The organism is Lewinella cohaerens DSM 23179 (genome assembly GCF_000379805.1).
GTDB lineage: Bacteria > Bacteroidota > Bacteroidia > Chitinophagales > Saprospiraceae > Lewinella > Lewinella cohaerens.
In genome coordinates this window covers 152931-165636 of record NZ_KB903565.1, presented here as the reverse complement: position 1 = coordinate 165636, position 12706 = coordinate 152931, and the positions used below count along the sequence as shown (strand labels likewise).

11 protein-coding genes are annotated in these 12706 nt (G+C 47.7%); 7 read left to right on the top strand and 4 right to left on the bottom strand.

From position 1 onward, the window contains the following. Nucleotides 1–26: 26 nt before the first annotated feature. From A3EU_RS0122050 to A3EU_RS0122040, 3 genes are all read right to left on the bottom strand, one after another. On the bottom strand, nucleotides 27–581 hold the full coding sequence (locus tag A3EU_RS0122050) for a dihydrofolate reductase family protein (protein ID WP_020538377.1): 555 nt from the start codon (nucleotides 579–581) through the stop codon (nucleotides 27–29). A 5-nt stretch (nucleotides 582–586) separates the two neighbouring features. Beyond that, complete coding sequence (locus A3EU_RS33190) at nucleotides 587–3535, bottom strand: S8 family serine peptidase (protein WP_020538376.1); 2949 nt, start codon at nucleotides 3533–3535, stop codon at nucleotides 587–589. Nucleotides 3536–3709: 174 nt separating this feature from the next. Next, on the bottom strand, nucleotides 3710–4225 hold the full coding sequence (locus A3EU_RS0122040) for a membrane protein (RefSeq protein WP_026211531.1): 516 nt from the start codon (nucleotides 4223–4225) through the stop codon (nucleotides 3710–3712). A 344-nt stretch (nucleotides 4226–4569) separates the two neighbouring features. On the opposite strand from A3EU_RS0122040, the gene A3EU_RS0122035 reads away from it, so the two are divergent. The 3 genes from A3EU_RS0122035 to A3EU_RS0122025 are packed head-to-tail and all read left to right on the top strand — an operon-like array spanning nucleotide 4570 to nucleotide 6824. Next, a complete protein-coding gene (locus A3EU_RS0122035; protein WP_020538374.1) occupies nucleotides 4570–5325 on the top strand; it encodes a 5-oxoprolinase subunit PxpA in 756 nt (251 codons plus the stop codon). Continuing rightward, the gene (locus A3EU_RS33185; RefSeq protein WP_020538373.1) at nucleotides 5297–5992 is read left to right on the top strand and encodes a carboxyltransferase domain-containing protein; all 696 of its coding nucleotides are present in this window, start codon (nucleotides 5297–5299) and stop codon (nucleotides 5990–5992) included. Before A3EU_RS0122035 ends, A3EU_RS33185 begins: the two co-directional genes overlap by 29 nt. Further along, a complete protein-coding gene (locus tag A3EU_RS0122025) occupies nucleotides 5985–6824 on the top strand; it encodes a 5-oxoprolinase subunit C family protein (RefSeq protein WP_020538372.1) in 840 nt (279 codons plus the stop codon). The genes A3EU_RS33185 and A3EU_RS0122025 overlap by 8 nt, the downstream gene beginning before the upstream one ends. 502 nt (nucleotides 6825–7326) lie before the next feature. Here the strand turns inward: A3EU_RS0122025 and rho are convergent. Continuing rightward, nucleotides 7327–9297, bottom strand: a complete 1971-nt coding sequence (gene rho / locus A3EU_RS0122020) for a transcription termination factor Rho (protein ID WP_020538371.1) — start codon at nucleotides 9295–9297, stop codon at nucleotides 7327–7329. A gap of 373 nt (nucleotides 9298–9670) precedes the next feature. On the opposite strand from rho, the gene serS reads away from it, so the two are divergent. The 4 genes from serS (at nucleotide 9671) to rpmH (ending at nucleotide 12656) form a co-directional block, all read left to right on the top strand. Next, nucleotides 9671–10945, top strand: coding sequence for a serine--tRNA ligase (gene serS / locus A3EU_RS0122015; RefSeq protein ID WP_020538370.1), 1275 nt, complete (start codon nucleotides 9671–9673; stop codon nucleotides 10943–10945). 114 nt (nucleotides 10946–11059) lie between these two features. Beyond that, nucleotides 11060–11740, top strand: a complete 681-nt coding sequence (locus A3EU_RS0122010) for a zinc metallopeptidase (protein WP_020538369.1) — start codon at nucleotides 11060–11062, stop codon at nucleotides 11738–11740. 101 nt (nucleotides 11741–11841) lie between these two features. After that, complete coding sequence (gene frr, locus A3EU_RS0122005; RefSeq protein WP_020538368.1) at nucleotides 11842–12405, top strand: ribosome recycling factor; 564 nt, start codon at nucleotides 11842–11844, stop codon at nucleotides 12403–12405. Between the two features lie 95 nt (nucleotides 12406–12500). Continuing rightward, a complete protein-coding gene (gene rpmH, locus A3EU_RS33685; RefSeq protein ID WP_071596869.1) occupies nucleotides 12501–12656 on the top strand; it encodes a 50S ribosomal protein L34 in 156 nt (51 codons plus the stop codon). The last annotated feature ends 50 nt before the right edge of the window (nucleotides 12657–12706 follow it).

Sequence of the window (12706 nt, the reverse complement as noted above, 5' to 3'; positions counted from 1 at the left end):
TTATACAAATGATCAATTGCTGTACCTTAATTATCTTCTCGGACTCTTCTGAAGTGATTTTGCACCACCTTATCCAGGAAAATCGTTGATCCTGTACACTCAAATGCCAATGTCGCTGATAAATCTCCAAACAAAGGAGAACCTCCACCTAACAGTACAGGAATGGTGGTGATCACCATCTCATCAATCAGGTCTTCTTTCAAAAAGCTCTGAATCGTCGTCCCTCCATCAATATAAAGGTGATGAAAACCCTGCTCATGAATATGTGCTAAAACCTCTGTCAAAGTACCCTTCACCAGGAAAACTTTACCCTTATAACCCGCAGGTATCTCCGTCAAGGTGCGGCTCAACACAAACACTGGCTTTTTATAAGGCCAGTCGACATCAAAGCCGCAAACTGTTTCAAAGGTAGTTCGTCCCATCACCAGCGCATCTATTTGGCCTGTAAATGCGGCATATCCCATGTCTATTTGATCCGGATTCGGGATAGAAAACAACCAGTCTAACTGACCATTTTTATCAGCGATAAAACCATCTAAACTGGTGGCTATAAATACTTTGTTTTTATTTTTATTTTTCATTTATCTTACTGCTTTATCGCCCGCTTCACGCTCCACAATTGGCCATCCCTGTACAAAGCGACGGTGTATAAACCCGCTGGAAAATCAGTCATATTAATCCTGCTACTCCCTTGCCCTATCGGCCAATCTGCTTTCATCAATGGCCGGCCCAATCCATCTATAATTGCCAAAGTCATCTCCCCACTAGTCGGAAAATTCAATGCCCTTACTTCTAGTTGATCACGGAAAGGATTTGGAGCTAGCACCCAGTTTTTTTCATTCCCTAACAAGTCAACTCCACCTATAAGGCAAGTATTAAAATCATAGAAACTATAGCTCTCACTTTCTGATCCATTACACAGCGTTTTTACACGTAAAGTGTAAGCGGCACAACTATCCAGACCAGAGAGTAACACCTGATTACCTGTCACCATAACTGGCAGCCAATCGACGCCACCCGCCGAGCGGTAATCTGCCTGGTAATCTAGCGCTCCGGGAACTGCCTCCCAAGTGATTTCTACACTATTAGCACCCAGTAGATCCCGTGCAAAACCCACTGGGCTAGCACATTCTTCAGGGGCAATGACCTCTATACAGTAATCCTCAATTTCTCCAAAACTCCCAACAAACGGGCAAGGGCCAGAACTGGCCAAACTAAACTGCATCATGATTCTCATTCTGGTCACGCCAAGGTTGGTATTGGCAGGAATAGTAATAAATTCATTGATCGGGTCAGAAGAAGGATCGCCATCAAAAATGATCTCATTGGTTGTAAAACTTCCATTGTGGTCAAGATCCAACCAAATGCGCCAATCTTCCGAGGCGCTCCCAGTATCAGGAAATCCGGGCGTCAACAAGATCGGATAGGTCACTCCGGCTTCTAATACTGGCGCTACAAGTAACTGCCCAAAATCAGTATAGCCTCCGGATTCTTCACTCGAAGCATTCGTAAAGAAACCTCCTATTTCTACTTGTGCAATATGCTCATATTGCGTAGAGAACACATTCTCCGGCATACAGTAATCCAGATCCAGGCAAGGGCCACAGCCGCCTGTAATGAAAGTAGTCAAAGCAGTCCAGGCTGTTACTTCATCGGCACAAACGGTACGCAGCTGGTAGTCATAAATCGTACAGCGTTCCAGGCCACTAATGGTGTTTTGCGGCAGCGTGCTCGACAATACCGTCCAGGGGCTGGTTCCCTGCACCCGGTAGCGAAGCTCAAAGCTCTGAGCCGCTGTGACGGCATCCCAAACAAAAAACATAATCTCGTCGGCCAGAGGCGTAAGCTCCACATTTTCCGGAGCGGTACAGCAGCCATCAGTAGTAAAAAAGCGGCTGTTGCCAAACGGAATCACATCACTGGCACAATTAGATTGCACCTGGTACTCATAACTCCCACATGCCGTCAGTCCAGAGATTACCAAGGGGCTTTGGGCATCGGTTACCAGGGTCCAGTTCATCTCACCAATAGCCCGCCAGCGCAAATCAACAGACTCCAGGCTGTCATTGGTATTCCAAACGATCGTCGCTGTTGAAACACTAAAGTCGGCCAATTGAACCGAGCTTGCAGGGATACAGCCGTCACATAAACTCAGTAGATACTGGATGCTGTTGGCCACATTCAATCTTCCTCCTGTAGTAGTGATCCCTGCCAGTGAAGTATTAGGGTCCACCCCCGCCAGGATCGCTTCCTTGATGAGCAATGCCGCCGCCGCCGGGTCAGCCGCCGTAAGTGCCGAAAGCGCCGGACAGTCCAAACTGTACAACAGCGCCGCCGTACCTGCTACGTGAGGCGTCGCCCCAGAGGTACCACCAAAACCGCCATAAGCGCCGCCATTAGTAATGTTGTAAGCTCCCGTTCCAGGCGCGCCCAGGTCTATACTAATGGCGCCGTAGCCTGCTTCTACTTCTTTTATATCGTTATGATCCGTATTGGTCACAGCAATGAGGTAATCACTCGGACAGGCCGTAGGTAAATCTCCGAATACTTCAACATCTATATCGTCATTGGCCGTGGCTGCACAATTGATGATTCCAGCTTCACCAAGCACATCGTAAAAACCACACCATATCGGTGCATCAGCCACCTGCCCTTCATCTACTCCCCAAGAAGCATTGGTAGCCACCACAAAAGCACCCTCTGCCCCACCGGAAGCATTGTAACGTTGGCGTTGCTCCAAGGCATAAGAATAAGCCTCAATCACTTTGTCTTCGGAGGAATTGAAATTATTGCGAATATGCATCACCTTTACGTGCCAGTTCACCCCCGTTACGCCCAGTTCGTTATTGCCATCAGCACCAATAATGCCCGAAACGGCCGTTCCGTGCGATCCGCCAGCAATATTGTCGTTATTACTCACGGTACTCCACCCCTCGTAGTCATCCACGTAGCCATTGTTATCATCATCCAACCCGTTGTCCGGAATTTCAGCGTGGTTGTACCAGCGGTTGGCCTGAAAATCAGGATGCGTGACATCGATACCATTATCCAATACCGCCACTACAATGGTATCGCCAGTGAGCGTATTGCCGCCAGTGGTTACATCCCAAGCTTCTACGGCATCAATGTCGGCATCAATAGTACCCCCGCTTTGGCCTGTATTACTATATTGCCATTGGCTATCAAAAAGGGCATCCGTCGGCACGGCACGCAACGTAACACTATGGTTATGCTGAACGGCACGTATACGGCGATCGGAGCGAATAGCCATGATCAGTTCATCGCCAGAAACAGTCATTTCATCAAAACTCACCAACCATATATTCACCGGGCGAGACACTTCTTTCACCAACGTCAACTGCTGCTGATCAGCGTGTGTACGGTTCCAGTCCCGTAACCAGGATGGGAGGCTATATTCCGCTTCCATTTGCACCAACAATTCTCCCGCAACAAAAGCAGAAGATTGGGCACTAAGCGAAACTTGAGTTAACTGAAAAACCAGATAGAGTAGCAGTAAAATGCTGTAACGAGCCATGAGCGTAATTTTATGGGATTAACTTGCTAAACGCGAAGTTAGCCAATAAGGTGCAGGTTAACACCGTAAAATTACACTTTGCAAAGCGTGCTACAGTTCTCATACCTGCCAGTAAGTTGAACCCTCCTTTACACCTTTACACGCTTCCAACTTTTACACCCTATAACTCCCCTTTTACACAAACAGCAAAATCAACGTCAGTACAATACCGCCCAAGGTAAAATACAAGCCCTTCTTGAAAACTTCCGTCTTGGGCATAAACATCCAAAAAGAAGAAATCACAAAAAACAAGAGCGACAAGCCGAAAAAGATGTTGAGAAAAAACAATGGCTCCGATGATTTTGCCTTGTGCAAATGCGTCATTTTTTTCAGAATCGTGGGCAACTCCTTCAAAGTATAGCTGGCTGCTCCAGTAGCACTGTTGTAAGTACCCTCTTTAAAATAGTAAACCCCACCCTCTGTTTTATCTACTTTTAACTTGCGGAGATCAAGCGCCTGCCCCAGGTTTTCAGGGCTAATATTAGCTTCCAGCTGCTTATCAAAGTGGTGTTCTAATTTAAGAAAATCAGTATCCCGAAATATCAGTACAATGCCGCTCATCGAGTAAACAGCCATAATACCTACCAGGAAAAACCCCAGGTACCGGTGAATAACGCGCATAGTCATGGAAGTAGAAGATGGTTTTGCCATAGTGAATTTTCTATTTATTGAGAAGTTGATTACTTATAAATTGAGGCAAAAGTAGGGAGATCACCCCGGTTTAGACCAACGATAAAGAGTTGTTTTTCCACTTCCTAAGATCCTACACAATCCATCAATGTCGTTCAGGTTATGCGTCTTTGAGGCCTCGCCTTGCGCACTATTTTACCGCTCCCCCAAAACAGCAACCTTGTCCTCCTTCGGAGGAGGTGCTCGAAGAGCGGAGGAGGACAATCCTCTGTCCGAGAGGAAATCCGCACCTCGCACCTAAATAAACAATCCCAAAAGCAGTAACTTTAAACCTCACTTCCACCAAACCAGACTTACATTCCACCATGCAGACCATCGACCTCAACTGCGACATGGGCGAACTAAAAGAAGGGCAAATCCGCAACTACGATGCACAGATCATGCCCTTCATCTCCTCCTGCAACATCGCTTGCGGATTCCACAGCGGAACCCCGCAACTCATGACCCAAACGATTCGGGCAGCCATTAAACACCGTGTCAAAATCGGAGCGCACCCTTCGTACAATGACCGGGAAAATTTTGGCAGGAAGTCGCTAAAAGTCGATCCAGAGGTATTGATGGCAGATTTAACTTATCAGACATGCGCCCTCAAAGGCATCGTAGAAAGTTACGGCCAACGCCTCCTTCACGTGAAGCCTCACGGGGCACTTTACAATGATTTATTAGTAAACGATACCTTAGCAGAGCTATTCGTGAGTACCATCAAAACTATCGACCCTGCCCTTAAAATTGTAACTTTAGCTAATGCTAACATCGTTGATTATTGCGCTGCTCAAGGGGTTGGCGTCATCCAAGAAGGCTTCGCTGATCGCCGCTACGAGCAAGCAACCCAGCTTAGAAGTCGGGCTTACCCCGATGCCGTCCTTCGCAATCCAGAGGATGTGTTGGCGCAAATAAAAGGATTTCTAAATAAGGAAGTCCGCCTTGCAGATGGAACGACAGCGAAAATAAAGGTAGACACCATCTGCCTCCACAGCGACACACCTGGAGCCGTAAGTTTGAGCCAAACCATTTATAATTACTTGAGAGAACATGACGTTAAGATCACTGCACCTGCATAATTCGGAATTCAAGGTTCAAAACTTCAACAATGACTTCCTGCTCATTCATGCAAAAGAGGAAGGTACCTTAGCCACGCTAGGTGAGCTCATTTACGAAAAAAAGTTCGATTTCATCGACGAGGTCATTGTCACCGAACGAGAGATCTGCTTAAAATTAAACGGCCTTTTCGACGCCCCCAAAATTGACCTCTTCGCAACCCTCCAACCCTCCAACCAACAAGCCGTTAACACCTACCGCCTGCCTATCTATTTTTCAGATCACGAAGATTGGCAAGACGTAAGCAGGGTTACCGGATTGAGTAAAGAAGAAATTATCCACCAGCTCTTGGCGACAGACTTCACCGTAGCCATGTTTGGCTTCTTACCCGGCTTCATTTATCTAGATGGTTTACCCAAAGCCCTGCACGTTCCCCGCAAGTCGGTACCCGCAAAATACGTAAAGGCCAATTCCGTGGCCATTGGTGGCAAATACCTGGGTTTGTATGCGCTCGACAGTCCCGGAGGCTGGCACGTCATTGGCCAGGTGCCCGTTTCAATCCTGCAAATACCCCAATTGCCTCCCCTTCCGCTGAATTTAGAAGACCGGATTCGATGCACCCAAATCACCTCAGAGGAGTTTGCTCAAATCAATGCTCAACAACTCAACCTCATCGCCTACAATGCCTAGCTTAGAGATCATCAAACCGGGCCTGCTCACCACCATCCAGGATGTGGGCCGCAAGGGCTTGGCCTACTACGCCATCCCTCCGTCGGGTACGATGGACCCTAATGCGGCCAAGATCGCCCTCCTTTTATTGAACCTATCCGAAAATGCGCCTCTGATAGAATGTACTTCCGTAGCACCTACGATAAAATTTCACGATGCTGCTCAGATTGCCATTAGTGGAGCCGATTTTCAATGGAAACTCAACGATACCCCAGTGGGAGTCCATACCGTCGTCGATATCAAACCTGGGGATATCCTCATCGGCAAAATGGCCATAAATGGTTTGCGGGGCTACCTTGCCATCGACGGCACTTTGCAAGTGGATAAAGTCTACAATTCCTACGCCACCTACCTCAACGCCGGCATAGGTGGTTACCAGGGTCGGATGCTAAAAAAAGGCGATATCATCGAATGGAAAAGCAACAAAGAGAATAGCGTCGAAGCAAAACACATCCCCATCCTACCCGGGCCAGAGTTTGCCTTATTAAGCGGTGTAGCCCAGCGCCAGCTTCAAGACATCACCTACACCATCGGCAGCGACAGCAACCGCATGGGCCTCCGCTTACAAGGAGACCGGCTCGAAAGTACAAGCTACCAACTAGAGCACAGCTTGCCCGTCTTGCCTGGGTTCATTCAGTTGCCCCCTAGCGGCTTGCCTATCGTCCTTCTTCAGGATGGCCAGATTTCCGGAGGTTATCCACGCATTGCTTATTTACAGGAGCGGCATTTAACTACTTTGAATCAGATTCCATTGGGGAGAGAGGTGAGGTTTAGGTTGAAAACGAGTACTTGAATTCCTTGGAGCCTCCCCCGCTTTTTGCGGAGGCGCTACGTTGCAGGGCTCGCTACCCGCTCGGCCAGCCTGTTGCTTACTGGCCCTCGGCACAGCAAGCAACAGGCTGTCTAGCACCGCTTTAAGGCGGCGCTACCCTTCCACATCGCTAGGCCTGGTCAACCCTGAACCTCTAGGGGAAATAAAACGATCAGCAAAGTTAAAGCAAGAAGATACTAAGCCGATTTCACTATGAGATAATCGCAAAAGGCGGAGCAGAACGAGGGATGATAATCGCTCCGTAGAGCAGGGTATCTTACCCTGCACTGCACGAAGAAGCGGTGGACAGCCGTATCATAATGGCGTTTACACCCACAACACCATTACCGACACAACCCAAAAGATACCCTATACCAAAACAGGCCACCCCGATTCGCTCGGAGCAGCCTGTCTTTTATTATTCGTATTGTACCTCGTGGATTTCAACTATTGATGAATCCTAGTACAAAGTACCCAGTACCTCCTAACTATTCATCGAAGAGAGGAACTCATCGTTGCTAGAAGTGTGGATCATATTTTTGCGTAAGAAATCGAACGCTTCGTCTGGCTTCATATCCGAAAGGTGATTGCGTAGGATAAACATCCGTTGTAGGGTGTCTTTATCCATAAGCAAGTCTTCGCGACGAGTACTGGAAGAAGTAAGGTCAATCGCTGGGTACATCCGCTTGTTAGCGAGGTTGCGATCCAGTGAAAGCTCCATGTTGCCAGTACCTTTGAATTCTTCGAAGATCACCGTATCCATCTTAGAGCCCGTCTCGGTAAGCGCGGTCGCTAAAATGGTGAGTGAACCACCATGCTCGATATTACGGGCAGCACCAAAGAATTTCTTAGGCTTCTGTAGCGCGTTGGCTTCTACACCACCAGAAAGTACCTTGCCACTGGCAGGTGCTACGGTGTTGTAAGCACGGGCCAAACGAGTGATCGAATCCAACAGGATTACTACATCGTGACCACATTCTACCATCCGCTTTGCCTTTTCGAGTACCACGCCCGCCACACGTACGTGGTTATCAGCAGGCTCATCAAACGTAGAAGCAATTACTTCTGCTTTCACGCTCCGCTTCATGTCTGTTACTTCCTCAGGACGTTCGTCGATGAGTAGGATAATCAGATAAGATTCAGGGTGATTTTTAGAAATAGCATTGGCAATATCCTTCAATAAGAAAGTCTTACCAGATTTTGGCTGCGCTACGATTAAGCCACGCTGTCCTTTACCAAGGGGCGTAAACATATCGATCAGGCGATTACCGAAATCGCGCCCGGTAGGCGAGGTAGTCAGCTTGAACCGCTCCGTTGGGAACAAAGGAGTAAGGTAATCGAAAGGTACGCGCTCACTCACTTCTCTAGGGTCTAGACCATTGATCTTAGACACACGTAGCAAAGCGAAGTACTTCTCTCCTTCTTTCGGAGGGCGAATGGCACCTTGTACCGTATCTCCCGTACGCAGACCAAATAATTTGATCTGAGAAGGAGAAACGTATATATCATCCGGAGAGGTTAGGTAATTATAGTCTGCAGAACGCAGGAAACCGTAGCCATCAGGCATCATTTCCAGGATACCCTCACCTTCGATAATACCATCTAATTCGATATCGAATACATCTTCTGGCTTCTCTTTAGGCTCACGGCGAGGTTTTTCCTCTCTTTGAGGCTTCTTGTCTTCGCGGCGTAGGCGATCATCACGACCTGCACCATTATCTTGGTCTTTGCGATCATTGTTTTGATCATCTTTGCCGTCATTATTACGGCGACGGTCATCATCACGGTTGTCACGACGGTCGCGATTGTCACGGCGATCATCTCGATCATCGCGGTTGTCGCGGCGGTCACGATTGTCGCGGCGATCATCTCCATCACGACGGTCATCACGGTTGTCACGGCGATCGCGATTGTCACGACGGTCATCTCCATCACGGTTATCACGACGGTCGCGATTGTCACGGCGATCATCTCCATCACGACGGTTGTCACGGCGATCGCGATTGTCACGACGGTCATCTCCATCACGGTTGTCACGACGGTCACGACGGTCATCGCTTCCTTCTTCCTTCTTGTCATCGTCTTGACGACCACGCTTACGTACTGCTTTAGCACGGCGGGCAGCGCGATCTTCTTCAGAATCTCGCTGATTATCCGGTGATTCTTTTTCTTCTTTCTTATCGTCAGCTTTCTTGTCATCGGCCTTTTTAGGGGCGGTACGACTACGGCTTGGCTTTGAAGCAGGTGCTTTAGCTTTAGCTGTACTTTTAGGCTTCGCTTCTTTCTTAGGTGCGGGGGTCACACCGCCAGCAGCGCCAACGACGGCCTGGTGGTCCAGAATTTTGAGGATAAGTTCTTGTTTATTGAGGCGCTTGTAGCTGGTCATGCCCATTTTCTCAGCCAGATCCTTCAGCTCGGGGACGAGCATGTCATTCAACTGCAAAATATCAAACATATAGAGTAATGTTACTTTTTCTTGTACGGAAAGTTTAGGAGAGTAGATTATTTTGGGAGGTCCCAAAATTGTAGGGTGCAATAATGCGTAAAGGGCTTTTCTTACTGACTAGTATTCGACATGAAGCTCCTCGCAGCATTCGAGGAATTGAAAAATGACATCATGTCAACCAGGGAAAACTAAGAATTGCTGTAAAGATGCTCACCCAAGGATTGTAGGGACTACAAAGGTGGAAGAGTAGCTTGGCATGTTTGCAGCGCAAAAATAGCGTTATTTTTTTTAATCCAAATACTATCTTTGCAAAAAATACTGCTTTTCGGTAATTTTTTCCTGCTTTCTATTGTATTAACAAGGCAAACAAGCAAAAAGTTAGATGCTCAGAACTTCATTTATCCGCGAAAACCTTGCCCAGCTTAAAGCTGGCCTACTAAAACGCAACTTCAAAGAAGAAGATTTGCAGATTGTTGACCAGACACTAGTCCTCGATGATCAGCGTAAAGCGCTGCAAACAGAACTGGACAGTACACTCGCCACGCGCAATCAGCTCTCCGGTCAGATCGGTGACCTCTTCAAATCTGGTCAAAAAGACAAAGCCACTGAGTTGCGCCAAGAAGTTTCAGAACTTAAAGAAAAAGTAGCTGTACTGGAGCAGGATCTAAAAAACACCGTAGAAGAACTACGCCAAGCGCTCTATACTATTCCCAATATGCCTCACGAATCAGTGCCTGCTGGCAATACTGACGAGGACAATGAAGTATTCAAAGCTTGGGATGGGCCGCTACCTCAACTACCAGAAAACGCTCGTCCACACTGGGAACTCGCCAAAGAGAAAGACCTTTTTGACCTGGAGTTGGGTGTAAAAATCACTGGTTCTGGCTTTCCTTTGTACCGGGGGAAAGGTGCACGCCTTCAGCGTGCTTTAATCAACTTTTTCCTTGATGAAGCTGCTGCTGCCGGCTATGAAGAAATCGTGCCTCCACACCTGGTCAACGAAGAAACAGCCACTGCCACCGGGCAACTCCCTGATAAAGAAGGGCAGATGTATTACGTCAACGAGGATGACCTTTATTTGATTCCTACCGCTGAAGTACCCGTTACCAATGTCTATCGTGATGTCATCCTCAATGAAGAAGACTTCCCGATTAAAATGACGGCCTACACGCCTTGTTTCCGACGGGAAGCAGGTTCCTATGGCGCACATGTGCGTGGTCTGAACCGCGTGCATCAGTTTGACAAAGTCGAAATCGTTCAGCTTCAGCATCCTGACAAATCGTACGAGACCCTTCAGCAAATGCTTAAGCACGTAGAAGGCATTCTGCAAAAGCTCGAACTCCCCTACCGCATCTTGCGTTTATGTGGTGGAGACCTTGGTTTCACCTCTGCACTGACTTTCGATTTCGAGGTGTATTCTGCAGCTCAGGACCGTTGGCTAGAGGTCAGCTCTGTCTCTAACTTTGAAGACTTCCAGGCCAACCGCCTAAAGCTTCGCTACCGCACAGACAAGGGCACCCAACTCGCTCACACCCTAAACGGTAGTGCGTTGGCTTTGGCCCGTATTTATGCTGCTTTATTGGAAAACAACCAGACTAATGATGGTATTGTTTTACCAAAAGTCTTGCATAGCTACACAGGCTTCACGACCATTTAAACGTAACCTTTCGCGAGGTCTTACGTCATAAGATTTTGCTGGGGATTTATTTTGATTGCGTTCCTTTCAAAGCAAAGCCCCAGCATGATCTTAAACTCAAAAAAAACTTGACTAATGGGATATATTGTCATCGTTGGCATCTTTTCTTTTATCGGCATGTTGGTAAGCAATCGACTCAAGTCGAAATTCAGACGTTATTCCAATGTGCCGCTCAGCAATGGAAGATCAGGAGCCGAGGTTGCGCAGACCATGCTAGCGCACTATGGTATCCACGACGTAAAGATCGCGCAAGGACAGGGAATGCTGACCGACCACTACAACCCTGCTACGAAGACCGTAAGCCTCAGCCCCGAGGTCTTTCATGGCCGACACGTAGCAGCTGCAGCTGTTGCGGCACACGAGTGTGGGCATGCTGTACAGCACAACACCGCTTACGCCTGGTTAAAATTTCGTTCGGCTATGGTACCCGCTGTAAGCTTAGCGGCTAAGGCTCAGCAGTACCTCTTATTGTTTGCTTTAGGGATGTTTGGCGTAGCAGGCAGCAACTTTTTGCTGTACCTCACTATTGCCGCTTTTGGGATCACAACCCTCTTTAGTTTGGTGACTCTACCCGTAGAGTTTGACGCCAGCAACCGGGCATTGGCTTGGTTGGAAGAAAGTAACTATACCCGTGGTAGCGAGCACGAGGGTGCTAAAGATGCGCTTTGGTGGGCAGCAACCACTTACGTCGTAGCTGCTTTATCTTCGCTCGTAGTACTATTGTACCTCATTATGAGCTTAGCTGGTCGCGACTAGTTATTGCGCAAAAAATAAGTATTTTGATATTGATGCGCTGCTGTTTATCTTTGGGAGCATTTTATAGGGATACCCCCTTTTTTTACCTTGAATGACTTATTATGCAAGAAGATATTGATGAATACTTTTCCTTAGCTAAAGAAAGCATGGATCATAGTATAGAGCACCTTGAAAAAGAATTATCAAGGATAAGCACCGGCAAAGCTAACCCCAAGCTCGTTGGAGGCTTGCTCGTGGATTACTATGGCTCTCAAACGCCGATGAGCCAAGTGGCCAATATTGCTGTGGCTGATGCCCGCACTATCACGATCCAACCTTGGGAAAAGACTATGATCCCCCCTATTGAAAGATCAATCTTTGAAGCCAACTTGGGGGTTACACCACAAAACGATGGTGAATTGGTTCGCATTTCTATTCCGCCACTTACCGAAGATCGCCGTAGGCAGCTGGTTAAAACCGCCAAAGAAAAAGGGGAGGAAGCCAAAGTAAGTATCCGCAGTGTCCGCAAAGAATTGATGGACGGTATCAAGCAAGCAGTCAAAGACGGCTACCCTGAAGATGCAGGAAAACGCGCGGAAGACGAAGCCCAGAAGCTGGTAAAATCCTACGAAACAAAAGTAGACACCCACATAGAACACAAAGAGGGCGATATTCTCACCATTTAATCACCTGGAGGTTAGGATACTTAGATTATTCCTCTTACCTTTGCGACACTTTTGGAAAAAGCGGCAGTCTTTCGCTGCTAGTAAATATAAAAGCGATGAAAAGAACATTTCAACCTTCCCGCAGACGACGCAGCAATAAGCATGGCTTCCGCTCGCGCATGAGCAGCAAGAACGGGCGCAAGGTACTGGCACGCCGCCGGGCCAAGGGCCGTCATAAACTGACCGTCAGCGATCAGAGACACTCGAAGTAATTTTACTTCTTTTTGTTTCTAACGCAAAAGCGCTTTCAGCCAATGGCTGA